Source organism: Cellvibrio sp. 25HG11W-0, assembly GCF_057815475.1.
The window spans coordinates 3,429,634-3,456,524 of record NZ_CM174230.1 but is presented as its reverse complement, the minus strand read 5'-3'; the positions used below and the strand labels follow the sequence as shown (position 1 = coordinate 3,456,524).

The window sequence follows — 26,891 nt, the reverse complement described above, 5'->3', positions numbered from 1 at the left end:
ATAATCATTCGTACTTCTCACCGTTATAACGCAACCAGCCACCAACATGCCTATTATTGGGGTCTCGGTGAGTCCAGTGGATAACGCCACCCTTAGCGCTCCATTCATACTCACCATAAAACTCTACCCTTTCCGTCACGGCTAAAGGGTCTAGCCGGGGTGCCAGATCAATATTATGGGCCACCAATAATGTATGCCCACTTTCAAGCTGCAAAATAAATCGTTGGTGACGACTCCCATCAATATCATCGGGCAAAACCTTAATAACGACACCAGCCCCTGATACCTGAACATCGCTTCGATGGGTTTGGTACAAATCCGCAATCGATGAATCGTCGCCCCAACAAAACTTTACAGAGAGCAAAAAACAGATACATAAAGAAAGAATGATTTTTTTCATAAAGTTTCTGCCTAAAAATACCTATTGCATTGAGATGGGTTACCGCATTGCATGAGTATGTAGCTTGACCCAGTGTAGCTTGCTTCCATCAATTTCGAAACCTGCCATTTTAATATTGTTGCACACTTTTTAATTGCATAATGATGCAGCGCTTTAGTGTGCCTAGTGTGGGCGTGTACTTATGGGGCAAAGTCCTACATGGAGTGGTCACTGTTGCGGATAGGGAGGTCGACATCTATGATCTCTGTCATCTTGCAGAAGAATTGGAAACTCAATATTTAGTTCGAGCATCTCACAACAGAAAAATCAATAGGTCAGCAATTCATTCTGAAACAACTGGCGAGTTACTATGGGACTTCATGAAACAACAAAAGGTTGTCGGTAATGCAGAAATTGTAGTGCCAAAAAATGGAAGCTGCCCCAAGCGAATAGACAAGTGTATCATTCGAGTTGGAGAAATATCCGTTTTACCACCTAGAAATAATAAAGACTTAAGAAGCACACCTACAGACTTAACTGTCTATGTGATCTATATCAAGGAAATAAATCCGCCTAAAAATGTTAGTGCTATTGAATGGATGCTTTGCACTAACATACCGACACGCTCATTTTCTGAAGCCAGTGAAAAACTAAAATGGTATTGCCTTCGCTGGCGCATTGAGGTTTATTTTAAAATTATCAAGTCAGGGTTTAACGTAGAAGATTGCCGCCTAGAAACTGCAAAACCCCCTGCCAGCTTTATTTGCTGAATTGTTATCTTTTTTAAAGTAATTATAATTGCTTCTATTTTATGCTTCTCCAGTTTCGCTATGGCGCTTCCACCTTCGGCTATCAACGCTCCAGCTGCAATGATTGCCGCCGGACTAACATCTGGGGCCAACTATTATATTATTTTTTGTGACCTCCACTAAAATTGACGCAGTTAATCCCAATGCCGCCACCTACGATACCCATGTGAATACCGCTATAGACCTGTCCGCAGCAAAGGAGGCCAGCGATGCGAGTATCACTTGGAAAGCTTTGGTAGCCACCTTAAATGACGACACACAATTCATTAGCCTATTTACTGCTGATGCCTCGGACTCTATTTATAATTTAAATGGCGACAAGGTAGCGGATAACAGTGCCGACATATTTTATGTCACCCTAGATCGCGCCATTATGTACGGCGAAGCCGGTACTAATGTCTGCGGCGCAAGCAATGAGGTCTGGTCAGTGCGGGCGACGCAGTGACCACCCGCGAGCTGGGTGAGGTTATTGTTCTCCACGAGGTTTGCGATTCAGCAAACAGCACTTGGAATTATGCGGCATCCCAGAGTAACACCGAAACCAACAAGGTATATGCAGCCTCCCCACTTTTAAAGGTACCGGCTGCGGTGGGTGGCGGCGCTAGGTATTGGTTAAAATGGTTCTAACAACTAATAATATATATAGCAAAACTTACATAGCCTGCTAGGCTAACAAAACTTACTAACTCTAAGAGGTTTTCAAGATGTCCCGTCCTATGCAGTTACTACTCCTAAGTCTAGGTTTCTGTTTCGGTAATTCAGCTATGTCTCAAATTACCGCTCCTGCAGGTTTAGTGCCCGCCGGGCTGAGTCCTGGAGATACATTTTTTGTCATATTTACCACCAGCACAACTATCAATGCTTGTTATGACTTAGACCCGACCAATATCGACACTCTGGCGACTAGCGCGGCAGCGGCGGGGACTCAAACCAATGGCGTAACTGGCTGGAAGGCACTTTACATTCATCAGGCAAATGGCGCAGGTCCAATTGTTAACACCGTACAGGCCTCTGGTGCTTGGAGCAACGTTACCAATCGCCCTATATACACCACCGCAGGAGTATTAGTAGCCAATAGCCGTGATGACATGTTTGACGGCACCAGTAACGGCAATAATGGCGCTACTGGTACAGATCTGCTTGCCCCCATAGATTTAGATGAAAGTGGTAATGTTGCGCCACAATATGTTTATACTGGTTTTGATGAGTTGGGAATGGCAGCCACAGGCAACGGCGATGGTACGGGGGTTAATGCGAAATTGGGTACTAATCTGGGCACTGGGTGTCGAGTAGGTGAAAGCCCGCAAGTGAGAAGAAGATGGGCTGATTCGACTATGGCAGCAGATGCACGCTCAGTTTACGTTCTTTCACCTCTACTACGGGTGGCCGGCGGAGTGACTAGCTCTGCATTGGGAATAGATTGGTAATTTATAGTTCCATGGAAAGCGCTAATTGTCGGCTTTGAAAGCTAGCCCCCAAAAGTTGGGGGTTCAGAAGATATAACAGCATATCTTCACCTCCTTAAAAATATATCAGAACATCCCGCCTTTAATTAATCCCCCTAATTTCTCTCTAGTACTAAAGTAATAGCACAATAGGATGGGCGCCACTAACAGCGCAAAAATAGCGCTTAAGTCTCTTAATGGTTTTAATAGCCAGAGCCACTCCAGTGCGGGTTTATGTGGCGTAAAAATATAGGGATCTTTAAATGTTCGAAGTAGCGAATCGCCATTAAGTGCAGTGATAATATTAATCTCAGCATGTAATATTATTGTTGTGCAAATAAGCGCTAAAATAACGGCAGTCCCTATCAGCCCATCCTTCAGTTTTTGCAGCGAATAAACAGCTATAAAGGCCCAAAATAATGGCAGTCCTAAAGTGGCCCCACTCATATGCCCTATGGATATAAATGTGAAGCCGGTAACATGTAAGTTAGGTGAGTAAGCATTATTGGACCAAGGTTTTTCGGCTTGAAATAAACTAGTTTTAATTTCCCAGGTTCGATTAGCTTCACTGTAATTTATACTTGGCGTTAGTTTTGAATAATGCATGTTTACCCAGCTTTCCGTTACCGCACCTACAATAGGTAAAAATAGGTAACTGCCTGTTATTTTCCACAGTAAAAATGCAGGCATTAATAATAAAGCTACAATCCACAATTTTAGGTTCTTACTCTTTTTCACAAATGATTAACCTCACTAATTGAACCCGCTGATAGAGCTGCATTACTGCTTTGTTCTTTAGAAAGTAAAAATTCATGGTGCCGAATCCATACCACAAAAAAGCAGACAGTAAGAAACCCCATTATTAAGGGCCATGCCTGTTCGTGAATACTGTTAAAAAGGGGAAGGGGGAGTGCAACTTTTATATAGAGTAGGGATATAAGGCGAAATACATTTATTATTTGTATAAAAAATATTGCTGCGACCATAGCTAGTAAACGCTGTGCCATAGTTATAGGTGTTGCAAGTATTGCAGCGACTAAAGTTACCCAGTAGGTCAGAGCACTACAGTCTCTGGTGATCTCAAGCGCGTAGCCCCAAGTATTACGCAGGACTACAGCTCCATGGCGAGCCACGCCGCTATCAATCGTCGATAACAGCCATGCAATTGTTTTGGCAAGTACCAAGCATAAGTCATCAATTAGTATTTCTGTACTGGCGAGTCTTAATATCACAAAGCCAATCAATAAATAGAGAAGAAAGTGGCCAGCGTAAATTCTATTTAATTGCATTGATGCTCTCTTTAAATGCAGGGTCATGTTAATTTATAGGGGGTTTATATGCTTTATTGCGTTGATTACAGTATAAAGAATAAAGAGAATGAGGGTGAACATCATTCGAGAATATCTTTTACTGATCCCCACCATTGAATTTATTCAGAAAAGTCACCATTTTTTAAAATATCCAGAAATGACAGTCGCGGCGACAGTTTTGCCTGATAGCTAATCTCATTGGGTGAGTGGGAGGTTAAACCCCAGTGTTTTAAAACGTGTTTGGCGTGGCCTCTATTTGGTTTGATATTGCGTTTTATTAGGTGCTTGTTTATGCATTAACAAATAAGCCGCAGGTAATACAAAAAGCGATAGCAGCGGTGCGCTGAGCATACCGCCGATCATGGGGACGGCGATGCGGCTCATGATTTCTGAGCCGGTGCCATCGCCCCATAGTATAGGTATTAACCCTGCGATTATCACGGCGACGGTCATTATTTTTGGGCGAATACGTTGCACTGCGCCTTCTTCTATTGCGGTGATGATGTCGTTGTGAGTCAGGGGTTTTATTTCGGCGTGTTTGTGCAGCGCTTGTTTTAAATAGAGCAGCATTATGACGCCGAATTCTGCTGATACACCTGCGAGTGCAATGAAGCCCACGCCGCTGGCTATGGAGAAGTTGTAGCCCATAAGGTAGAGCAACCACAGGCCGCCGGTGAGGGCGAAGGGGAGGCTGAGCATGATGAGAAGTGCTTCGCTTAATGAATTAAACGTTAAAAATAGTAAGACAAAAATAATGGCGAGAGTGGCGGGCACTAACCATTGTAGGCGTGCGTTGGCGCGTTCCATAAATTCAAATTGGCCAGCAAAACTTATACTAATGCCTGCAGGTAGTTGCACGGTTTCATTAATGCGTGCGCGCAGGTCGGCTACGGTGGAGGCGAGATCGCGCTCGCGTACATCGATATAAATCCAGCCATTGGTGCGCGCATTTTCACTTTTAATCATGCTTGGGCCAGTGGTGATATTGATGCTCGCCAAGGTGTTGAGGCTAATTTGGCTACCGCCGCTGGTGACTATGGGGAGATTGCGCAGTTGCTCAATGCTGCTGCGCCAGTCTTTGGGGTAGCGCAGGTTAATTGGGTAGCGCGCGCGGCCTTGGGTTTTGGTGTCGGTCACTTCGCCAATATTTTCACCGCCAATTAAACTGCTAACGATGGATTGCGCTTGGTTCATGCTCATGCCGTAACGGGCGAGGGCGGCGCGATCAAAGTCTATATCCAGATAGCGCCCGCCAGTTAAGCGCTCGGCAAGTGCGGAGGAAACACCGGGGGTTGCTTTGGCTATTTTTTCTATGGCGAGTGCAACTGTGTCGATTTGAGTTAAGGAATCTCCTGCGATTTTTATGCCTATAGGGCTTTTAATGCCGGTGGCGAGCATGTCGATGCGATTGCGAATGGGTGGAATCCAAATATTGGCGAGGCCGGGTATTTGCACTGCGGCATCTAATTCTGCGATTAATTTTTTGGGCGTCATACCGGGGCGCCATTGTACGCGCGGTTTAAATTGAATGGTTGTTTCAAACATTTCCAGTGGCGCGGGGTCGGTGGCGCTGACACTGCGCCCCGCTTTACCAAATACGCGTGCAACTTCAGGTACGCTTTTAATGAGGCGGTCGCTGCGTTGTAATAAATCGCTCGCGGCTTGTGCGGATAAACCTGGCAGTGCACTGGGCATGTAAAGTAAATCACCTTCGTCGAGCGGCGGTAAAAATTCCCCCCCTAAATGCATGATGGGCCAAGCCGTGCTGAGTGTTAATACGCAGGCGAACGCGAGGGTTATTTTGGGGTGGCGCTGGGTTTGTGCGAGCAAGGGTTTGTAACTGCTAATGAGCCAGCGGTTTATAGGGTTGGCATTTTCTGCGGGAATTTTGCCGCGAATCCATAAGCCCATTAATACGGGTACGAGGGTGATGGCTAAACCGGCAGCGGCGGCCATGGCGTAGGTTTTGGTGAAGGCGAGGGGGCCAAAGAGTCGCCCTTCTTGTGCTTCTAGGGTGAATACGGGGATAAATGACAGCGTAATAATTAACAGCGAAAAAAATAATGCGGGGCCCACTTCGCAGGCAGCCTCACTGATGACGCGCCAGCGAGTATCGCCGCTTAAGGTTTCTGTAGGGTGTGAGTGTTGCCAGCGCTCTATATGTTTGTGGGCGTTTTCAATCATCACAATGGCCGCGTCTACCATGGCGCCTATGGCGATGGCGATGCCGCCGAGGGACATGATGTTGGCATTTATGCCTTGGTGTTGCATGACCACAAAGGCCATGAGCACTCCGAGTGGCAGTGAAATAATAGCGACGAGGGCAGAGCGTAGGTGCCAGAGAAAAATGGCGCAAACGAGCGCAACCACAATAAATTCTTCGAGCAGTTTGTGGCTGAGGTTACTCACGGCGCGATCAATTAATTCACTGCGGTCGTAGGTGGTGACTATGTCTACACCGGCGGGTAGGCTGTGTTTTAAGTGTGCTAATTTTGTTTTAACCGCGGCAATGGTTTCGCGGGCATTGCCGCCCGAGCGCAGTATTACTACACCGCCGACAACTTCCCCTTCTCCGTCTAGATCGGCAATGCCGCGGCGAATTTCTGGGCCCAAACGTACCTGTGCAACAGCGCTAAGTGTGACGGGAACTGTGCCCGCTAACTTGAGCGGGATTTGGCGAAAATCGTCGAGGCTGGTGAGGTAGCCTTTGGCGCGCACCATAAATTCTGTTTCGCCCAGTTCTACCACACTGCCGCCGGTTTCCTGATTGGCTTGTTGAATGGCGGCGACTACTTGCCCGTGGGTGAGGTTTTGGCTGGCGAGTTTTATGGGGTCGAGCACGACTTGGTATTGCTGCACCATGCCGCCGATGGCAGCGACTTCTGCCACATTTTTTAGCGGTGCTAATTCGTAGCGTAAAAACCAATCTTGCAGGCTGCGCAATTGTGCGAGATCGTGCTGGCCGCTGCGGTCAACCAAGGCGTATTGAAAAATCCACCCTACGCCGGTGGCGTCCGGCCCCAGTGCGGCTTTGGCGCTGGGCGGCAATTGGGTTTGTATTTGGCTGAGATATTCCAATACCCGCGAGCGTGCCCAATAAAGGTCGGTGCCATCTTCAAATAAAACATAGACGTAGCTATCGCCAAACATGGAGTAGCCGCGCACGGTTTTTGCGCCGGGCACTGAGAGCATTTTGCTGGCGAGCGGATAGGTCACTTGATTTTCCACCAGCTGCGGTGCTTGCCCAGGAAAGCTGGTGCGAATAATTACTTGCACGTCGGATAGATCGGGCAGTGCATCTATGGGCGTATTTTTTGTTGAATAAATTCCCCAGCCGCTGATAAAGATCGTGGCGAGCAGTACCAGTAAGCGGTTGCTGATAGACCAGCGAATGATGTGCTTAATCATGCTGATGCTCCTTATCTTGTGCATTTGGGTTTGCTGTTTTGTGTGCGTTGTGACTTGCTGGCTGTATTTTTTCGAGCGCGACAATTATCCAGTAGCCCTCTTCATCAATGCGCGCACTTATATTCACATTGTCGCCAGCATGTAACTGGGCAGCGAGCTGTGGCGATTCTAAACGGAAGCGCATGGTCATAGCATCCATTGAAATACGTTGATCTTTTTGCGCGATAAATTCGCTGTGATCTATGCGAATTTTTTGATCGGCTATGCCTAAAATTTTACCGGTTGCGCGATGCAGCTCGGGTGCTGCGGCTAATGCTTGAGCGCGTAGGCCGAGCATTGAGGCTTCTGAATCTAAAATAAATTGAGCGCTGGCGACCACCTCTTGGCCCGCGCTGAGTCCACTCAGCACGACTGTTTTGTCTTGTATTTCGTGACCTATTTTTATGTTTACTGGGCGAAACTTACCGGGGCCATCTGCCAGCAACACCATGGCTTGTTGGCCGCTGCGAATGATGGCTTCGCTGGCGAGCGCGAGGCCAGTGGTATGAGCGGCATCGGTTATGGATAAATCCACTCGGCCACTGGCGCCGGGTTTAAGTATCCCAGCGCTGTTGTCGATGAGAATGCGTGCAGTGCTGCTTCGGGTGTTGGCATCGATGTTGGGGAGCAGGGTGTCGAGGGTTCCGGTTGCGATGATCTGTGTTTGGTCTGCGCTAAAAAAACTCGCGCTTGTGCCTGCTGCGAGTGGTTCTGTTATGCCGTGAAGTTGCGCTTCAGGAATTGCCGCGTCCAGCCAGAGGCTGTCTAAATTATTGATACGTGCCAAGGTTTGGCCACTGGTAAACGTCATGCCGGTTTTTACATCGAGTGAATCTATAACGCCGCTGATAGGTGCGCGCACAATAAACGTAGTTTGTACTTTTTCAGTTTTTTCGAGGGCACTGATACTGGTGTTGGGCATGCCGAGTAATTCGAGGCGAATTTTTGCGGCGGCGGTTAGGTGGTGATCGCCCGTGGATTTTACCGCGAGATATTCGTATTGGGCGCTGGCCCATTCGGGAATTAAAAACGCGGCTATGGCTTGGCCTTGCTCAAGGGTATCGCCTGCGGCGAGGGGCCAGACTTTTTCAACAAAGCCCGCGCTGCGCAGTTGCACTATGGCTTGCGTGCGTTCATTGGGGCGCAGTGTGCCCGTAAGGCTGAGGGTGCGCGCGAGTGGAATGGTTTCTACTTGGGTTAAACGCATGCCGAGGTTGTGGGTAATGCGCGGGTCTATATTGAGGCTTTGTGCGCTATCTTGCTGAGTGTCGTTTTGATGTTCAGCTGCGTATTTAGGTACCAGCTCCATATCCATAAAAGGCGATGGTCCAGGCTTATCAAAATGTTGACTGGGCACCATGGGGTCGTACCAGTAGAGCACTTTCTTTTCTGTTGTTTCGGTTTTGCTGTTTAAGGGTGCTGAGGGCGAGTCGCTGTGACTTTTGTTCGTAAATAAATACCCGATTAAGACCCCACTCGCGAGCAGTAAGAGTGCGCCGACAAAAAGCGTCAGGCTTGGGCGTTTGTGTTGATGTTGATGGGCAAGATTATCGATAGTGCTCATGGTGTTACCTCGCGGCTAGGCGTGTATTCGTTAGTAGAATTATTATTATTTTCAATGGCGGTGTTTTGTTTGAGTTGCGCTATTTCTGCTTTTTGAATGCTGTAGCGAAAATAAATTTGCGCGGCGATTTGATCCTGTGCAGCGCCGAGTTGTATTAATTTTAATTGCGCTTCCAAGCGTGCTTGGCGCGCATGAATCACATCCGTTAGCCCCATGCCGTTGTTGCCTTGCCAAGCCGCTTGAATAAGCGCAATTTTTTTATCCGCGAGCGGCAGAAAGGTATCGCGCTGGCGCGAATAGGCGCGTGCTAATTGTTGGTAGTCGGCGTAGTCGCTGATGAGTTCCGCTTTAAGGTTGCGTAGTTTTACATCGCGCTCACTGTCGATAGCGGCGCGCTCCGCAACGCTTGCAGCTATGCGCGGGTTTTGGCGGCTGCGGGTGAAGACCGGTAGGTCCACCGTGAATTTGAGCGAGAGCATATCTTCTGCGGGATAACCGCGTGCGCCATACATCACTTCTACTCCCCAGTCGGGGCGCTTGGCGGCGCGCGCTGCGGCTACTTGCGCGTCTAGCTTTTGGGTCATGGGTTCGTAGCGTAAAAATTCAGGGTTTTGTGCCAGTGAGTGTTCCAGGTCGCTGAGGTTTAAGGGCCATTCTGGCGCGCGGCCACTTAGCGGTTGCAGTGCTGCATCACCTAACCAGCGCTGCAGTTGGGCGCGGGCGCGGCTGTGCAAGCGTGGCAGTTCATCGCGCCGCTCTTGCAAGCGTGCGTTTTCTTCTTCGGGTATGAGGGTGTCCATCACCATGCTTTGTTTGCCGGTGTGGCTGGCTTCATGGGTTTTGGTGAGCAGGTTATTTTCTTTATCGAGCTGTTCGAGGACGACGAGTTGCTGTTCGAGTGCGCGTAGTTGTATCCAACTTTGTGCGGTGAGGCTTAGGATTTGACGTGTGTCTAGTTGCACATTGATGGCGGCTAAGTCTATCTCGCTATTGGCTTCTGCTTGGCGTGCGCGACGTTTAGCGCGATTGGGGAATTCTTGCATCACGCCGATTTGACGCATGGTCATAAAATCGGCCGAGGTGCTAAAACGATTGTCGCCCTCTACGGGCATATTATTGATGCCGACCGCGAGTTTTGGGTCGGGCAGGGCGCCGGCGGGTATTGCATTCTGTTGTGCTGCGTCAAGCTGCGCGGCACTGGCCTGCAGCTCGGGTGCTGTTTGCAGGGCAATACTGAGCGCTTGGTTAAAGCTTAGGTCTGCATAACTGGGGGTAGCCCAAAGTAATAAGCTGATTGCGCTTGTGCGCATTATTTTTTTTTTTGCCCAAGGCAATCATGAGTGCGAGGACCCATAGTCCACTCCTAATAATTCGAAAAACTATTTCAGATGATGAAAAATCGAAACATAAATGGTGTGAGTCATCGATAATTCAAGAAATAAGCAACAGTGGTTGAACCGAATAAATTTTATTCAGAGGTAACAGCTGTTGTGCGTTTTCGTGTATTAGGCGGTGATGGGAGGGCGCCAAACGGCATTTGGGTTGAAACTGGTAAAGAAAGGTGAGTTCATACTGGGCACTAACGCCATAGTGCGCGGTGCAATAAAGTCTGGGGCAATATAAATAAAGGCTTGGATGCTGGTTTTACACAGGTGGCAGCATTTCATTTGCGGGCAATCATGATTTGCTGGAGCGTTGCTGTCTGTGTCTTGATCTGCGCTTTGATTTGCATTTTGGTGCGAGGAATTATTAGCCTGAAGGCTAGTAGTCTCTGGACAGCATTTCATGCGCGGCATTTTTTTATCACCGTGCATCTTAACTTGGCTGGGTATTTTATCCATAGCGGCCATGTCGTGCTGCATCTTGGTGCTGGCTATTTTTTGATTACGGGCTTGGTTGTGAGTCTGATGTTGAGTTTGCGCGGCGTTTAATGTGATTGATTCTGTTGCGAGCATCATGGGGCAGACAAGATTGGACAGAAGTGTATCTGCCACCGCTTGTAGGGGCAGCACAAAACTCAAGAGCAGAATAAAAACCATTGGATAGCGGCGCATAGGCGTGAGTATAACCGAATATGCCAAGAGATATAGGCTCTATCTTTACGTGCTTTCTTTACGTGCTTCCTTTGCATGCATTTAACCTTTATAGGGCGCTGGTGCGCCTGCCGCATCTAGCTGGGGGTTGATTAGTGCTACCTGCATTTTTAGGTTTTAGTGCTGGGTTGGGTAGAATTGCTACTCAATCGACAAATTACAATGGCTGACTACCTTTTTTAAACCTCACGGTTGACAACGTTGTCCTGTTGGGTATATTTTCACTGCTCGTTAACTGTGAAAGCTTTGTATGAGGCAGTTTTTTTCGAGCTAATTAATTTTAGCTGGCAGGTATTCTTAATAATATTTTTCGCTATTAAATTTTTCATTTAAAAATCTGCACCGTTTATTTTAAAGGGTATGTGAGAAATAACCTTCTGACTCCCTTTTAAGATTTTTTCTTATTTCGTAACAGTAAGTAGCTGTTATTCAATGTTGTGATACTAATGAAAATTCCAATTCAGTTGGACGGTATTTTTATTGCCTAAAAAATATTAAAGATTGCTAGAGCATTAATAAAAAGATTGCTAGGGAATTAATAATATGCGCGATGGAACAGCCGTGTTTTGCAAGGAATCCAGAGGTTTAGGCTTCTGTTGGTCTTTACTGGCGTGCCACTACATTTTTTATGTAATGGCTTTATCGATAAAAAAGATTCTATAAGGAAACACAATGAAAACCTTTAGTGCAATTATGATGTTATGTGCAGGGCTGCTTGCACATCAGGTGCAGGCTTATGAATGTGGCGGAGTTGCTGCTTATCAATCTGGCACCACTTATGCGACAGGTGCGATTACAAAAAATGTGGGTGTTGCCTATAGCTGCAGTGTTGGCGGCTGGTGCTCGCAAGGTGGCGCCTATGCGCCAGGAACGGGTTGGGCGTGGGAGTCGGCATGGAGTAGTTTAGGTTCCTGCACGGCAACCTCTGCTATGTCGAGTGCATCTTCTCTTGTGGTTGCGAGTGCTGCGCCAAGTTCAAAAGCAAGTTCAGTTGCTGTTTCTTCTGCTGTTGCGGGTTGTGGTGGCTTAAGTGGTTGGACAAGTTCTGGTGTTTACACTACGGGAATGCAAGTTGCTGCGGACGGGGTGAAGTATCAAGCTAAGTGGTGGTCTCAGGGGCACCATCCCGCTATGTATTCTGGGCCTGATGGTGAGTGGTTGAATCTTGGTAGTTGCGGGGCTGCATCCTTATCGTCTGCTGTTGCTTCTTCAATAAAGCCGAGCAGTGCTGCTAGTTCAATTGCACCCAGTTCGGCTGCTAAAAGTTCAGTGGCTAACAGTTCAGTGGCGAGTTCATTAAGCCGTTCATCTTTAGCCTCAAGTTCTGTGCCGTCCTTGAGTGGGAAAAAGGTAGTAGGCTACTTTGCCGAGTGGGGCGTGTATGCGCGTAACTATCATGTTAAAAATATTGAAACGAGCGGTTCGGCCAATGTGTTGACTCATATAGTTTACGCCTTCGGCAATGTTAAAAACGGGCAGTGTATCGTGGGGGATTCTTATGCGGATTTCGATCGCGCCTATTCTGCGGCTGAAAGTGTTGATGGTGTCGCAGACTCTTGGGAGTCGACCAATGTGCGCGGCAGTTTCGGACAGCTGCGTCGTTTGAAAGCGATGCATCCCGGTCTAAAAGTGGTGTGGTCATTCGGTGGTTGGACATGGTCGGGTGGGTTCACACAAGCGGCACAAAATCCTACTGCGTTTGCAGAATCTTGTTACAACTTGGTGGAAGACCCACGTTGGGCAGATGTGTTTGATGGTATCGACATCGATTGGGAATATCCGAATGAGTGTGGTTTGGTATGCGACACGAGTGGGTTTTCTAGCTACAAAAATTTGATGCAAGCGTTGCGCACACGTTTTGGTGCTAATGCACTGGTGACATCGGCGATAGGTGCGGGCGCTGCAAAAATAAATGCCGCAGACTATGCGGGTGCTGCACAGTATGTCGATTTCTATATGCCTATGACCTATGACTTTTTTGGCGCTTGGGATAAAACCGGCCCAACGGCTCCACACTCTGCACTCTATGACTTTGCCGGTATTCCTGTTGCCGGGAATTATTCAGACAATGCATTGCAGTTGTTGCAGGCGAAAGGCGTACCTAAGAGTAAGTTGTTACTGGGTGTAGGCTTCTATGGCCGTGGCTGGGCAGGGGTCACCCAAACGGCTCCAGGGGGTTCTGCAACGGGTGCTGCTATAGGTTCAGTAGAGGCGGGTATTGAGGACTATAAAATTCTTAAAGCTAAATGCCCCACAGCGAATAGTTTTGCGGGTACTGCCTATGCAAAATGTGGGAGTGAGTGGTGGAGTTTCGATACCCCTGCATCTTTGAGTGGAAAAATGGATTACGTCAATCAACAAAACTTGGGTGGTACTTTCTTTTGGGAGTTGAGCGGTGACACCGCCGACGGCGAGTTAATTCGGGTGTTGAATAATGTGCGTTAATCCCTAAGAAATTTGTTGGAGCTTTTGCTGAAGTTGCAACATACAGCTCCTTGCTTTGCGGTGCCAAAATAGTTTTATTATTTTGTGCACCGCTTTTTTTGGCTTGATATTTACATCACACCGCGAATAGTAGCTTTTACTTTATCAGCATAAAAAGCGCTAAGCGTGCGGTGAAGCTCGGCAGACAGTGCAGGCAGCTCGCTCGCGGCAGCATTTTCGCGTACTTGTTCAGGTTTGCTGGCGCCAGTGATAACGCTGCTTACTGCAGGTTGATCGAGAATCCAGCGCATGGCCATCTGCGCCAAACTCATACCATTCGGTAAGTGCTTTGATAGCTCATCGGCAAAATCAACTGCCATAGGGAAAGGTATGCCCGCAAAGGTTTCCCCAACGCTAAAACAGGCGCCGTCTTTATTGAAGTTGCGGTGGTCAGTTGCGGCAAATTGATGCTCTTTGGTCATTTTGCCGGAGAGTACGCCGCTGGCGAGCGGTAGGCGCACTATGATGCCTACATTGTGTTGCTGTGCGAGTGGGAATAATTCACTGATGTGATCTTGGCGAAAGATATTAAAAATAGTTTGTATTGAAGTGAGCTTGGGGTGAGTAACCGCGAAGAGTGCTTCGTCCATGGTTTCTACACTCACGCCAAAATGCTTGATGAGCCCCGCCTGTTGAAAATCTTCCATCCAGCCAAGTAGATCGCCCGCTTTGAGTACGTCGGTAGGCACGCAGTGAAGCTGAGCCAAATCTAAGGCTTCTACCCCTAAACGCTGGGCCGACGCGGCTAAGTTCGCCTGCACCTTGGCTTTGGTGTATTGGTTCGGGAACAAGTCACCCGCACGCCCAACTTTGGTGGCTATAATGCGCGCTGCTGGATGAGCGTTGGTGTAGTCGCCAAGGCGTTGCTCGCTGAGGCCGCCGCCATACACATCAGCAGTATCCCAAAAGTTGATCGCGGAAGCGTCGGCAGCGGCGAGTACAGCCGTTGCGCGCTCAGACTCTATGGGGCCAAAATCGCCACCTAATTGCCAGCAACCTAGGCCGACTTCAGATAGCTGATAGCCACTTTTACCGAGTGTGCGTAGTTTCATGTGTGCCTCTGTTTGATTGTTTAATGTGTGTATTCGTTCGTTTGCGTGTTCGTTTGATGGATGGAGTGAGACTATTGTGTGAACAATAAAGGCCCTGTACACACCCGTGTATTTAGCCGTGCAGTTTAACTTTTTGTGGCGCCCAAGTTTGAGAAGAATTGTTAAGTGGCTTGAATCATAGTTAAAGGGCAAATGCAGTCTGTAGCCGTAAAAGTTGAGTTTTGTGCGTTACTAATATCGTGATTACTCTTAATCCTTGGTGTTTTTTGCTAGAAGAAAGATGTGCAACTATGAAAACTCCTTTAATTACCCGCGCGGGTTTTGATGCGCTGAAAGCTGAATTGGACCATCTTTGGCGTGTTGAGCGCCCGGATACCACAGCCAAGGTCTCTTGGGCCGCCAGCTTGGGCGATCGCAGCGAAAATGCTGATTATCAATACAATAAAAAACGCCTGCGTGAAATTGATCGGCGTGTGCGTTATTTGCGCAAAACCATCGAAGATATCAAGGTGGTGGATTATTCTCCCGTGCAAGAGGGAAAAGTTTTTTTTGGCGCTTGGGTGGAAATTGAAAATGACGACGGCGAAAAAAAGCGCTTTCGCATCGTAGGTTACGACGAAATTTTTAATACGAAAGACTACATCTCCATAGACTCGCCGATGGCGCGCGCACTTTTGAAGAAAGAAATAGACGATGAAGCGGTGGTGAAAACCGAGGCGGGTGAGTTTGTGTGGTACGTAACTGCAATTGAGTACCAAAAAAATTAGGTGTTGACCGTCTAGTGCCTCAAGTGCGGGGCAATTTTTGCTTGAGCTGGTTTTATTTTCGCCAGCTTGGTTTTTGAGGATGCTTGGATTAGGCTCCTTTTGGAGGCCCCAATGTAAAGAAGTCAAATGAGCCTATTACACTAGTGGTCTAGTTGACTATAATTCCCCTCTTTTTTTATAGCGCTGTGTCATTCCTATCGAATGCATCATGTGTACCTTCTTCTCACTTTATTAATAGCTGAAATTTTCATGACCGAAACGACGTCCGCCCAAAAGAAAGGCTTGTGGGGCATGAGCCGCCCATTGCTGGTTGAACAGAGCCTACAACTGAGTGTGCCGCTGCTGGATACCTTCTTTTTAAGCCGTGTGAGCGACTCAGCCGCTTCGGCAGCGGGGGCCATGACACCTGCGGTATTTTTCTGCGTGAATATTTTATGGGTGACGGTTTTTTCTGGTTCTAGTATTGCGAGCCAGCGTTTAGGTGCGGGCAACCAAGAGCGGGCCGTTGCCACTATCGCCACCTATGCCCTGTGGATTTTACTATTGGGCGCGCTGCTAACCTTTTTACTCTACGCCATAACGCCGTGGATCACCTCGGCCATGGGGTTGCCGGGCCAGGTGCAAACGGATGCGAATACCTATACGCGCATTGTGTGTTGGTTGATGTTGATTTGGTCCGCTAAATTAATTTTTCAAAGCATTTTAAATATTTACGGCCAGCCGCAGTGGAACATGGTGGCCAATATCGTATTTTTCTCAGCCAATATGCTGGGCAACAGCATTGTAGTGTTTGGATGGTTTGGCTGCCCACCGCTCGGTATTGTGGGTGTGGCCTGGGCGAGTGTGATTGCATCCATTCTGGGGATTTTAGTGAGCGGCACCATGGTGGTGTGGCAAGTAAAGTTGGCCTTTCATTGGCGTAACTTTCGCCAAGAGTTTCGCAGTGCAACACACAATACTTTTCGCATCGCCTTGCCCAGCATGATTGAGCCTATGTCGTTCGATTTAAATATGATTGTGCTGAACAGTTTTGCTGCGAGCTTAGGTGCAGCGGCCTTGGCGGCAAAAATTTATACCTTTAATACTTTTTTGGTGGGTTTAATTATTACCCTTGCCTTAACCATGGCCAGCGAAGTATTAATTTGCCAGTTTGTGGGTGCCGCTCGCTACGACAAAGCGATTGAGCAAATGCGCCAAAGTTTAAAAGCGGCACTTTGGGGTTCGGGGTTGGTGGTGTTTGCATTGGTGGTATTGCATAGCCCCATAATGCATCTCTATACGGATCAAGATGTCATTATCGCCAGCGCCTTTTGGTTGTTTTTATTGGCAGCTTTGTCCGAGCCACCGCGCGCCATCAATGTGATGGTGGGCGGCGTATTGCGCGCAACCGGCGATGGCTGGTTGATATCGACTGTTGGCCCCTTGTTTACCTGGCTAGTCGCTGTGCCCGCTGCCTATGTGATGGCATTTGTATTTGGCTGGGGGCTTTACGGCATTATGCTCGCCGCGATTTTAGATGAAGGTTGTCGCTCGGTAATGTATTGGAAACGCTGGAAAATGAATCGCTGGCAGCAAACCCATGTGCATGCGCTGGAGCAGAAAAAGCTTATGGCGGAGAGCCTGCAGTAGCGGTGTCTCTCTCGGTTCGGCGCCGACTTTTTTGAGTAAATTATGGAAGGCGTTGACGATGTACAAATCGATTGCACGCTTGGTGTTTAGTGTTGGTCTGTTTTCATCGCTTTGTGTACAGGCTAGGGATTGTTTGGATGAGTCGTCGTTACGCTCTCTGGATAAGGGTTATGAAGATGCCCTAAGAGTGGGTGATCTGGTTTATTTGCAGCAGTTGCTCGCCCCTAAATTTGTGTGGGTGCACAACTTGGCCGTGCAGTCTGAAACTAAGGCCGACTTGCTAAAACGCCTTAGCGAGCCAAGTGAGGTTCCCAAAGCACGCACCACCAGCAATTTAACTTTTCATCGATTGGAAAATACAGTGGTGGTGAGCGGCTTGAGCAGTGTGGAGAAATACAATGAGGACGGCAAAACTACTCGGCTAGCGCGCTATCAGTTTATGCGCACCTATGTGAAGGCGAGTGTTAAAGAAAATGCGAACGCCAATAGCAGTCAGTGCTTACTATTGGCGGTGCAAACCATGAAAGTATTTAGCAGTGACTCTCAGCTGTAATTATTTATTCTGCGCAAAAATCTTTAGATAAAAATTCAGTTCAGCCGTGAGCGCCTGTTCAATATTTTCACCTTGGCGAAAGCCGTGGCCCTCTTCTGCGAAGGTCACATACTCGGTATAAATCCCTTTTGCGGTGAGCGCTGCCACCATGGCTTCTGCCTGCGCAGGCGGTACCACCTTATCTTGTAAACCCTGTAAAAAAATCACCGGGCAATTTAATTGCTCAATGTGGTGAATGGGGGAGCGCGCGGTGTAAGTCTCCTGCTGTGCAGGGTAGGGGCCTACCAGCGAATCTAAATAATGCGCTTCAAATTTGTGGGTGTCCTGCGCAAGCGCCGCGAGGTCGCCAATACCATAGAGGCTTGCGCCTACCTTAAACGTGTTGCCAAAGGTGAGTGCCGCAAGCACTGTGTAGCCGCCCGCACTGGAGCCGCGAATGGCGAGTTGCTCGGGGTCGACTAGGCCGCGCTCCACCAAGTGTTGCGCGCCACTGCATACATCAATCACATCGGTAATGCCCCAATTATATTTCAGCCTATCGCGATACCGGCGCCCGTAGCCGCTGCTGCCGCGATAGTTCACATCTAATACCGCAAAGCCGCGGCTAGTCCAAAATTGTATTTTTACGTTGAGTGAGCTTTCGGTGGCAGCCGTTGGGCCGCCATGGCACATCACTAAGAGTGGTGGCAGGCTGTTAGCGCTTGCGCTAGCCGCAGGGTTTAGCGGGGCATAAAAAAAGCCGTGGCATTCTTCGCCATCGGTTGTGGGAAAGGTAATGGCGTCGGGGGAAGAAAAATAAGCTGGATCTATATCGAGCCTGTGTTGGCTCAGTTGCGCAATATGTTTGTTTGCGCGCGCGTCGCTGTCGTAGCGATAAAGTTGTGGCCCTTGTGTGTTAGTGGAGCCAATAAATACTGCGTGCTGCTTACCGCATTGCAGGCTGGAGATATCGCGCAGGTTTGTTGCATAGGTATTTAATACGCCGTTGATGAGATCAATTTCTCCCAGCTGCCATTGGCCTTTGCTGTTATAGCAGCAGGCAAGATTGTCTGCGTTTAAAAAACTGTAGTAGCTCATACCAAATACCCAGCGCGGCCCTGCGAATTCAGCGTCCAGTGCGAAGACTGTATGAGTGTTGTGGCCGTCCCAGCGGTAGATGTTCCACCAGTTGCTGCGATCGGAAATAAAAAACAATTCACCGCGCGGTGACCATTCTGGTTGTACAACCGCTTCGGCATCGCTGCCCGCTACGAGCTGTGCGTTAATCACAGCACCCTGTGCATCGAGTTCTGCGCACAGGCATTCGCTCCCATCCCACGGCATCTGCGGGTGATTCCAGCGTAAATAAGCGAGGCGTTTGCCGCAGGGACTGAGGCGCGGGTTGGAGTAAAAGTCTGCCCCTGTCGCCAGTAGGCTAAGGCTGCGGTCTGTTAAATCTATAGCGATAATGTGATTGGGCGGGTTGTGTGGTGTGGTGCCATAATCTTCGCGCACGGCTATCAAGCGCTGACGCTGCGCATCAAAACAAAAATCGGCGTAGCGGTATTGGCCTTCAGGGCTAAGTGGTTTGAGTGAAAATGGTTCGGTGGATAATTGCTCTAAAGTTAAATCACTAAGCGCTACATAATAAATACGCTGATCTGAATCCAGCACCAAAAATAAATATTCTTCGGTAACGAGGTAGGCTCCGCCCCCGTATTCGTGGGCGCGGGTACGCAGGCTATGAGGTGCAGGCAGTAGCTCCAAGGGCTCTGCTGCATCTTCAATTAAGCTTAGGCGCATAAGGGTGGTGCGCCCGCGTTCAAGGGGGCGGCTCTCGAGCCAATACACATAATCTCCACAAATTTGCGGCTCGCTCATGCGTAAACCTTGTGTGGCGAGTAATGTGGCACTGATCGGCGAGGGCCAGTGGCCATAAAGCAGTGTGGTGATAGGTGCTGGCGTGTGGTGTGTGGACATGGAGAGCCTTAATGCTAGAGAAAATAAATAAGTTATCGCGTGCGTAGAGTTCGTTTTGCGCAATGAAAATAGCGTGTCATTGTGCCTCTTGAGGCTGAATTTGACAAAGCCAAGCACTTTACAGCTTGCGAGGGTTTTTATTTGGCGGTAATTCCGTTTTAATGCCTCCATTCTCTGAGAGCTCCCTATGACGTTTACACCAGCACAACTCAGCGGCTACTTGCCTGCAATATCGCCCAATAGCTCAGCCAAACCGGTGTGGTGGGTGGCCTTAAGTGGCGGCTTGGATTCGACGGTTTTGCTGCATGCGCTTAGCGCATTGGCGTTGCCTGTTACGCTGAATGCGGTGCATGTAAATCACCAAATTTCCCCCAATGCAGATACTTGGCAAGCGCAGTGTGCAGAGCTGTGCGAAGATTTGGGCGTCGCATTTTACGCGCACAAAGTAAGTGTAAAAAATAATGGGAAAGGTGTTGAGGATGCCGCGCGCGAGGCACGTTACGGGGTGTTTTTGCAGCAAGTAGGCGCGGGTGATGTGCTGCTCACGGGGCATCATGCCGACGACCAAAGTGAAACGCTTTTGCTGCGCTTGATGCGCGGCACAGGCCCACGAGGTTTGGCGGCTATGGCGGCTAGCCGCGCCCTAGGTGAGGCGCAATTGCAGCGCCCGCTGTTACATTTCACCCGCAAAGAATTAGAGGCCTATGCGCTCAGCCATGGGTTGCGTTGGGTTGAAGATGAAAGTAATAACAGTGATGCCTATGACCGCAACTATTTGCGCAACCAAGTTATGCCTTTATTGCAAACGCGCTGGCCAGACTTTCAGCAGCGTTGGCAACAAACGGCATCACTCTGCGCCGATAATGAGCAGCTGTTAGAGGAGTTGGCGGCGCAAGATCTGGCGGCCGCTGAACCCCGCACTGAAAAAATTGGCGCGAGTTTAGATTTATCTTTTCTGCTTGGGCTAAGCGCGGCGCGGCGACAAAATCTTGTGCGCTTTTGGCTGCGCATTCAAGGTATGACGACACCAGAGCAAAGTCATTGGCAGCAGTTACAACAACAGTTTTTCACTGAGGTGCGCGTCGATGCAAGCCCCGATATCCGCTGGGGGAATGTTTCTCTGCGTAGTTTTCGGCAGCGTTTTTACGCCTTGCCTCTTGCTCAGCTCGCGGCTATTGATATCAGCCAAAAGTGGCGCTGGGATTTACCCGCACGATTGACTGGTGCGAGCGCGACTTCAATTCATTTAGGTGCAACAGGAATTGATTTAGGAGCGGCGGGAACATTAAATGCTGAATCCTGTTTGGCAGAAAGCCTACAACAAGGGCAGAGCCTCTTACGCGCAACCATTAGCCCGCTAGAGATTCGTTTTCGCCAAGGTGGCGAGCGCAGCCAACCAGCACGCCGAGCCCACTCACAAACCTTAAAAAAATTATTGCAAGAATATGAAGTAGAACCTTGGCTGCGCGACCGTCTACCTTTGGTGTTTTGCGCTGATCAGCTCGTAGCGGTAGCAGATTTGTGGGTCGCAGCGGGGTACAGCGTTCAGCCTGGTGAGTTGGGTATTAAGTTGTGCTGGCTGCCTTAAGCCTATTAGAGGCGATAGGCAGGGAGTAGATAAAGAATAGGTAAAGGCGGTAATTTTGGTTGGATTTTTAATGTTTGCTATTTACAGGGGTTGTCTGTAGTATCCTCCCCAAGCTTGAAAGAAAGCAATTTGAAAGTTCTGTTTGTCGTGACGTACCGGTAGTTTTTTGATGATAGGCGCAAGCCTTTTCCAAATCCCTTCGTAACATACCTCTCTCAGTTTAAATTACAGCCTGACTTCTTGCTACTCTAGCCCCTGAGGGCGCACTTTTACTTAAATTTTGGAAATAATTATGTCTACTACAACTACTGGCACTGTAAAATGGTTTAACGAAGCTAAAGGCTTTGGCTTTATTGAACAAGAATCTGGTCCTGATGTGTTCGCACACTTCAGCGCAATTTCAAGCCAAGGTTTTAAAACCTTAGCTGAAGGCCAACGCGTTCAGTTCGCTGTTACCCAAGGCGCAAAAGGCCCACAAGCCGAAAATATCGTTTGTATCTAATTGATACAACAATATTTTGAGGTTGAATTCGCTTACCGTTGTAGCAGCAATGTCTGTTTGTAAGCAAATAAAAAGCCTCTGCCTATCTTTCGGATAGGCCCAAAAAAGTGCTGGCGAATACCGCTGGCACTTTTTTTAATTTAATTTTTCCCTCATCCAATCCTCAATTATTTGAGCGATATCAGCCTAAATTTCTGCGTACTCTGTTTTTTGCATACACAAGTTTTGCATACACAAAACCCAGCATAGTTACTGCGCATCATTGTCGGCTGCCTAAACACGAGCATTCATGAAAAAAGTTCCTAATGCGGCGATTGATTCCGCAGACTACCAAAAATACGAAAACCCAATTCCCAGTCGCGAATTTATCGCGCAAGTTGTCGCCGCCAGCAAATCCCCCATACATCGCGACGACTTAGTGGCAACACTTGAATTACACAGCGAAGAGCAGCAAGAAGCCTTGCGCCGTCGCCTGCGCGCCATGGAACGCGACGGGCAATTGAACTACAGCTCTGCCAAAGGTTTTGCTGCACTTGATCCCGCCGATATTTTAACCGGCAGCATTATTGGTCACGCTCAAGGCTTTGGTTTTTTTAAAGCAACCGGCAGCAAAACGGATTTGTTTGTTCCGCCTAATCAAATGCGCCAGCTGTTAGATGGCGACATAGTAGAAGCGCGCATTAGCGGCACCAACAGACAGGGCCGTGAAGAGGTTGCCATTCTCAAAATCGTTGCGCGTGGTATTAAACAAATTACCGGGCAACTCAAGTGCGAGGGCGAACGCTATTTTATTCAGCCGGACAACAATCGCCTGCCCAACCCCATAGAAATTGAGCCAAGCAGCCTTAAGGGTGCCGAGCCAGAGCAGTTGGTGAGCGCTGCTATAGTGAAATACCCCAGCTATAGAAATAACGCTATTGCCGAAATCGTCGAGGTGCTTGGCGATAGATCTGATCCAGGCATAGAAATTAAAATAGCCATGAGTAATCACGATATCGTGAACAAGTGGCCAGCAGGCGTTTTAGCTGCCGCCGAGCAATATGGCGCAACCGTGAGCGAAGCCGATAAAAAACATCGCATCGATTTGCGCGATAAAGCTTTTGTCACCATTGATGGTGAAGATGCAAAAGATTTTGACGATGCTGTTTACTGCGAGCCGCTCGCCAGTGGCTGGCGTTTGTATGTGGCCATTGCCGATGTATCTCACTACGTGCACAAAGGTAGCGAGCTGGATGCCGAAGCCCACAGCCGCGCTACGTCCGTGTATTTTCCCGGTCAGGTTGTGCCCATGCTGCCAGAGGCGCTCTCTAACGGTTTGTGTTCGCTCAACCCCCATGTCGATCGTTTAGTCATGGTGTGTGAAATGACCATCACCGCTAAAGGCAAAATGACCGAACATGTTTTTTATGAAGGCATTATTCACTCGCAAGCGCGCCTTACCTACAACCAAGTGGATGCATTTTTAAATGCGCCGCACACAACCTCGGGCAAATATATACCCCATAACTTCCTCGGTGTTGTACCTGCTATTGGCAGTTTAGACAGTCTTTATCGCGTATTGATTAGCGCCCGCTCAACACGCGGCGCCTTAGATTTTGAATCCAAAGAAGTAAAATTTGAATTTAATGAGCAGCGTAAAATTGCTCAAATAGTGCCGGTAGTGCGCAACGATGCGCATCGCTTAATTGAAGAGTGCATGCTGCTCGCCAATGTGGCCGCTGCGCGCTTTATTGAAGGCTATAAATTGCCGGGCCTCTTTCGCGTACACAACGGCCCACAAGCGAAAAAGTTGGCGAGCATGCGCGACTTTCTCACCAGCAAAGGTTTAGTGCTAGGCGGCAAAGACAAACCCAAACCCAAACATTACGAATTGCTGCTCAACAAAATTGACGGCCGCAAAGATGCGCAGGCCATTCGCATGATACTGCTGCGCTCACTCGGGCAAGCGCGCTACAGTGCCGACAACCAAGGCCACTTTGGTTTGTCCTACGATGCCTACACACACTTTACCTCGCCGATTCGCCGCTACCCCGACTTACTAGTGCACCGCGCTATTCGCTCCATTATTCGCCACCCCAGCAAGCTAGGCACCATAGGCAAACGCATCAAAAAACTTTTGGGTCTTGGCTATGACGACGTAAGGCGTATTGAATCTGCAGACGCAACGCCGTTTCACTACGGTTACGATGAAGCCGATATGATCGCGCTGGCCGAGCACTGCTCGCTGCTATCGCGCAGAGCCGACAAAGCCAACTGGGACGTAGAGGCCGCACTCAAATGTCACTATATGCAGGATAAAGTCGGCGAAACATTTACCGGCATTATCAGCAGCGTTACGCACTTTGGTTTATTTGTAGAGCTAGTAGACACGCAAATAGAAGGGCTTATTCATATCAATGCGCTCGGCAATGACTATTTCAAATTCGATGCCGCCAGCCAAACGCTAAAAGCCGAAGGCAGCAAACGCACCTACGAAACTGGCGACACCATTGTGGTGTCAGTCGCCCGCGTAGATATGGACACCCATAAAATTGAATTTGCCGTTAAGGCAGTAGCAAAAGCGAACGGCGCTAAAAAACACACCGCTAAAAAGCGAGGAGGGCGATCCTAGTTGTTATAGGGCGCCTTTTTAAGTGCAATCTGCGTGTTGGGTAGTGAGGCCCAACACGCAGAAACCTAACTAAAAGACAAAAACTTAAAAATAATAAATCAAAAAGGCAAGACCAGCCCCTGTACTTCTCAATTCTCTTACCAGTTAGAAAAGTTTTAGGGAGAAGGCAAGGCCCCGTTGTTGCTGTAAGAGCGAGCAGCCCTAGCACACTTATATTTAATCAGAAGCCAAAAACTCCAAATAATAAATCAAAAAGCAAGACCCCATTTTTTCTTACAAAGTCAAACCAAGCTACCGTTTAACCTTAGAGAACAGCCAATCCCAAAGTGCATCCTTAGCAAAGGTTTTATCCCAAGAGTTATGCCCGCCGAAAGCATAGAGCGTGAAATTAAATTCATCCTCTGCAATATCACTTCCCAACACCCAAGGCCTAAGACCTCCCTCCGAGCTATAGCTAATAGTGTAATCATTAATCGGCGGCTTAGAGCTAGGGTAAAGCGACCACACATCCTGACCTGCAAACTGATCCACCATCGGCAAAATATAGGAGTGAAATGGAATAGTTTGATCGTCGTAGTTCAGAAATGTCCAAATCGGCATACCACGCAAACTCCTTGCCCTATTCAAGTAATCATCTAGACCACCACAAACCGGAGCAATGGCCGCAATCTTATCCGGGTTTGCCGCCGCATAGTTGAAAGTGCCTATTCCCCCCATGCTCGCACCAACCACATAGATTCTCTTCGCATCAATTCGGTATACCTGCTCCATATAGGCAACGAGCTTATTAAGCTCCTCAGGATTCCACCAGCCCAATCGCTCACCGTGATATACCTCGCGATCTATATGCGGTATCTCAGGATGGACAACAAATGCATCTTTAAGGTGAGGGTTAAGCGTATCTCTGGCTGCTGGGTTTAACTCGCCAGATTCAAGCAAGAAATTGCTAAACACCCCAGTCGGCAGCGGATAGGTTGTTAACTTGGGGCGCAATTCTTTATAGCCATTATCTCCATGCAGCACGATTACCAATGGGTAGCGATCTGCCGGCTTCGCTTGATAACTGATAGGTACATATAAGAAAAAGTTAAATCCATTCGGGTATCCCGTAACATCATAAAACCAGTCGTCAAAGATAGCCTGCTGCGTGTACCCAAGCACAGCCATACTTGATTGCGCAGAACTTGATTGAAGAGAACTTAAAGACACAGCACTCGACCGAGAGGAGCTCGCCAGCATCACACTCGCTCCTATAGAGCTCACTTCTACAGCACTAGACTCAGCAGAGGTCGACAGAGCAGAACTCACGTCGTACGCACTCGACGCAACTGAACTCAAGCCTGCACTATAGGTTGCAGGTGCAGATGACTTAGAGCTATCTCCACCACCGCCACCACCGCACGCCGATAACGTACAAACACCGGCAATACACCACCAAAACTTCCAACTAAAATTCACTCTCATTTCCTTTACCGTATTGATGACTATTAACAAAACGCCCCGATCCTAATGGCGTCCCCCTTTTGGGAGCGAAAATCTCGCCCCAAACTTTCAGCGATTACCCTCAGACAGAATAAGATGGAGCAGAAAAATTATGTTAACCCGCTAGCGGGTAATCTGTATAACCAACGCCACTCGACGCATACACTATGCCCCAGTTTACGTCAGTTAAGGGCAAGTCTTGCTCGAAGCGAACTAGCAAATCCGGGTTGGCAATGTAAAGGCTGACAAAGGCTACGGCGGTTGCACCACCCTTAGCGATTAATACCTCTGCAGATATGACCACGTGAATTTCTCATTGGCTAAGTAGATCAAGGGGTTAGACTCGAATGGCACTTACTTAAGCCCAACTCATTGAAAACTAGAAAGAAAAGGCAGTCTAGATGATAAACTGATTGTGACGAAAAAAATAGAAATCACCGAGACACTGTCTTAATGCGCATTATTAACAAAATGGCGCAACATCAACAGCGAAATATTAAAAGAGCCTGTAAATACTTCTGTGTAACTGCCGGTTATTGATAATCGCTCAAACGTTCATCAAAGACAATCATAAAGTGGTTCAATGCTGCGCGCCAATTTCGAATCGAAAAATTGACGACACCCACAGTTTAGGCTCGCGTAGATATGGACACCCATAAAATTGAATTTTCCGTTCAGGCAGTAGCAAAAACGAACGGCGCTAAAAAACACGCCGCTAAAAAGCGAGGAGGGCGACCCTAGTTGTTGTAGGGCACTTTTTAAGTGCAATCTGCGTGTTGGGCTGTGAGGCCCAACACACAGAAATTTAACTAAACGCCAAAAACTTAAAAATAATAAATCGGAAAGGCAAAAGGCAAGATCAGACCCCTTTGTCACATGTACCCCCTAAGCTTCAAGCAAAATATCTGATGCTAAAACCTCAATATATCCATCTGCAAGGAATATTTTTAACTGACTTGTAGTGTCATTTAATTGAGAAATTTTACCAGCTGTTAGATTTCCTGCTGCTGCATTGTCAATGATACTGATCAGATCAATAGTACATACAACTGACTTTACATTAGAGCATAAGATTTTAAAAATCTCTCTTTCTTTAGAGTCTTCTGCTTTATACAGTTGACACATAATCGAAAACTCTCCAGTTCCATGTAATTCAATATTTTTAAATCTACCGTCATGCCAATATATATCTTTAATATTCATGATTTTATTTCTTC

The 26,891-nt window shown here is 48.0% G+C and carries 22 protein-coding genes; 10 read left to right on the top strand and 12 right to left on the bottom strand.

Going from position 1 to position 26,891, the window contains the following annotated elements; genetic code table 11:
• Positions 1–4: 4 nt before the first annotated feature.
• On the bottom strand, positions 5–400 hold the full coding sequence (locus AC0KUT_RS14445; protein ID WP_488830986.1) for a DUF3465 domain-containing protein: 396 nt from the start codon (positions 398–400) through the stop codon (positions 5–7).
• A 140-nt stretch (positions 401–540) separates the two neighbouring features.
• Between AC0KUT_RS14445 and AC0KUT_RS14440 the strand changes: the two genes are divergently transcribed.
• The 3 genes from AC0KUT_RS14440 (at position 541) to AC0KUT_RS14430 (ending at position 2,615) form a co-directional block, all read left to right on the top strand.
• Entirely contained in the window at positions 541–1,149 is a 609-nt protein-coding gene (locus AC0KUT_RS14440; protein ID WP_488830985.1) for a transposase, read from the top strand.
• A 148-nt stretch (positions 1,150–1,297) separates the two neighbouring features.
• Positions 1,298–1,633, top strand: coding sequence for a hypothetical protein (locus tag AC0KUT_RS14435; protein ID WP_488830983.1), 336 nt, complete (start codon positions 1,298–1,300; stop codon positions 1,631–1,633).
• A 259-nt stretch (positions 1,634–1,892) separates the two neighbouring features.
• A complete protein-coding gene (locus AC0KUT_RS14430) occupies positions 1,893–2,615 on the top strand; it encodes a hypothetical protein (RefSeq protein ID WP_488830982.1) in 723 nt (240 codons plus the stop codon).
• A gap of 105 nt (positions 2,616–2,720) precedes the next feature.
• Here the strand turns inward: AC0KUT_RS14430 and AC0KUT_RS14425 are convergent, their stop codons facing one another.
• From AC0KUT_RS14425 to AC0KUT_RS14400, 6 genes are all read right to left on the bottom strand, one after another.
• Complete coding sequence (locus tag AC0KUT_RS14425; RefSeq protein ID WP_488830980.1) at positions 2,721–3,371, bottom strand: hypothetical protein; 651 nt, start codon at positions 3,369–3,371, stop codon at positions 2,721–2,723.
• A complete protein-coding gene (locus AC0KUT_RS14420) occupies positions 3,368–3,922 on the bottom strand; it encodes an exosortase/archaeosortase family protein (RefSeq protein ID WP_488830978.1) in 555 nt (184 codons plus the stop codon). Before AC0KUT_RS14420 ends, AC0KUT_RS14425 begins: the two co-directional genes overlap by 4 nt.
• 273 nt (positions 3,923–4,195) lie before the next feature.
• Positions 4,196–7,351 (bottom strand): efflux RND transporter permease subunit, encoded by a 3,156-nt coding sequence (locus tag AC0KUT_RS14415; protein ID WP_488830977.1) that lies wholly within the window; start codon positions 7,349–7,351, stop codon positions 4,196–4,198.
• The gene (locus AC0KUT_RS14410) at positions 7,344–8,954 is read right to left on the bottom strand and encodes an efflux RND transporter periplasmic adaptor subunit (protein WP_488830975.1); all 1,611 of its coding nucleotides are present in this window, start codon (positions 8,952–8,954) and stop codon (positions 7,344–7,346) included. The genes AC0KUT_RS14415 and AC0KUT_RS14410 overlap by 8 nt, the downstream gene beginning before the upstream one ends.
• Entirely contained in the window at positions 8,951–10,264 is a 1,314-nt protein-coding gene (locus AC0KUT_RS14405) for a TolC family protein (RefSeq protein ID WP_488830974.1), read from the bottom strand. The genes AC0KUT_RS14410 and AC0KUT_RS14405 overlap by 4 nt, the downstream gene beginning before the upstream one ends.
• A gap of 195 nt (positions 10,265–10,459) precedes the next feature.
• On the bottom strand, positions 10,460–11,035 hold the full coding sequence (locus AC0KUT_RS14400; RefSeq protein WP_488830972.1) for a hypothetical protein: 576 nt from the start codon (positions 11,033–11,035) through the stop codon (positions 10,460–10,462).
• A gap of 684 nt (positions 11,036–11,719) precedes the next feature.
• Between AC0KUT_RS14400 and AC0KUT_RS14395 the strand changes: the two genes are divergently transcribed.
• Positions 11,720–13,492, top strand: a complete 1,773-nt coding sequence (locus tag AC0KUT_RS14395; RefSeq protein WP_488830971.1) for a glycosyl hydrolase family 18 protein — start codon at positions 11,720–11,722, stop codon at positions 13,490–13,492.
• Positions 13,493–13,602: 110 nt separating this feature from the next.
• Here the strand turns inward: AC0KUT_RS14395 and AC0KUT_RS14390 are convergent, their stop codons facing one another.
• Complete coding sequence (locus AC0KUT_RS14390) at positions 13,603–14,583, bottom strand: aldo/keto reductase (RefSeq protein WP_488830969.1); 981 nt, start codon at positions 14,581–14,583, stop codon at positions 13,603–13,605.
• Between the two features lie 290 nt (positions 14,584–14,873).
• Between AC0KUT_RS14390 and greB the strand changes: the two genes are divergently transcribed.
• The 3 genes from greB to AC0KUT_RS14375 all read left to right on the top strand — a co-directional run bounded on the left by greB (position 14,874) and on the right by AC0KUT_RS14375 (position 17,532).
• Positions 14,874–15,350: a transcription elongation factor GreB gene (gene greB, locus AC0KUT_RS14385; RefSeq protein ID WP_488830967.1), complete on the top strand. Its 477-nt coding sequence runs from the start codon at positions 14,874–14,876 to the stop codon at positions 15,348–15,350.
• A gap of 249 nt (positions 15,351–15,599) precedes the next feature.
• Positions 15,600–16,979 carry an MATE family efflux transporter gene (locus AC0KUT_RS14380; protein WP_488830966.1) on the top strand — a complete coding sequence of 460 codons (1,380 nt, stop codon included), beginning with the start codon at positions 15,600–15,602 and terminating at the stop codon, positions 16,977–16,979.
• 58 nt (positions 16,980–17,037) lie between these two features.
• Positions 17,038–17,532, top strand: coding sequence for a nuclear transport factor 2 family protein (locus AC0KUT_RS14375; protein WP_488830965.1), 495 nt, complete (start codon positions 17,038–17,040; stop codon positions 17,530–17,532).
• On the opposite strand, the gene AC0KUT_RS14370 is transcribed toward AC0KUT_RS14375, so the two are convergent.
• Positions 17,533–19,491 (bottom strand): S9 family peptidase, encoded by a 1,959-nt coding sequence (locus AC0KUT_RS14370; protein ID WP_488830964.1) that lies wholly within the window; start codon positions 19,489–19,491, stop codon positions 17,533–17,535.
• A gap of 187 nt (positions 19,492–19,678) precedes the next feature.
• Between AC0KUT_RS14370 and tilS the strand changes: the two genes are divergently transcribed.
• The 3 genes from tilS (at position 19,679) to rnr (ending at position 24,192) form a co-directional block, all read left to right on the top strand.
• Positions 19,679–21,079 (top strand): tRNA lysidine(34) synthetase TilS, encoded by a 1,401-nt coding sequence (tilS, locus tag AC0KUT_RS14365; protein WP_488830963.1) that lies wholly within the window; start codon positions 19,679–19,681, stop codon positions 21,077–21,079.
• A 292-nt stretch (positions 21,080–21,371) separates the two neighbouring features.
• The gene (locus AC0KUT_RS14360; RefSeq protein WP_488830961.1) at positions 21,372–21,581 is read left to right on the top strand and encodes a cold-shock protein; all 210 of its coding nucleotides are present in this window, start codon (positions 21,372–21,374) and stop codon (positions 21,579–21,581) included.
• A gap of 289 nt (positions 21,582–21,870) precedes the next feature.
• Positions 21,871–24,192 (top strand): ribonuclease R, encoded by a 2,322-nt coding sequence (gene rnr, locus AC0KUT_RS14355; RefSeq protein ID WP_488830960.1) that lies wholly within the window; start codon positions 21,871–21,873, stop codon positions 24,190–24,192.
• 291 nt (positions 24,193–24,483) lie between these two features.
• Here rnr and AC0KUT_RS14350 read toward each other — a convergent pair whose 3' ends face one another.
• From AC0KUT_RS14350 to AC0KUT_RS14340, 3 genes are all read right to left on the bottom strand, one after another.
• Positions 24,484–25,650, bottom strand: a complete 1,167-nt coding sequence (locus AC0KUT_RS14350) for a carboxylesterase family protein (RefSeq protein ID WP_488830959.1) — start codon at positions 25,648–25,650, stop codon at positions 24,484–24,486.
• 139 nt (positions 25,651–25,789) lie between these two features.
• On the bottom strand, positions 25,790–25,978 hold the full coding sequence (locus AC0KUT_RS14345; RefSeq protein ID WP_488830958.1) for a hypothetical protein: 189 nt from the start codon (positions 25,976–25,978) through the stop codon (positions 25,790–25,792).
• A 581-nt stretch (positions 25,979–26,559) separates the two neighbouring features.
• Positions 26,560–26,877, bottom strand: coding sequence for a hypothetical protein (locus AC0KUT_RS14340; protein WP_488830956.1), 318 nt, complete (start codon positions 26,875–26,877; stop codon positions 26,560–26,562).
• Positions 26,878–26,891: the final 14 nt, after the last annotated feature.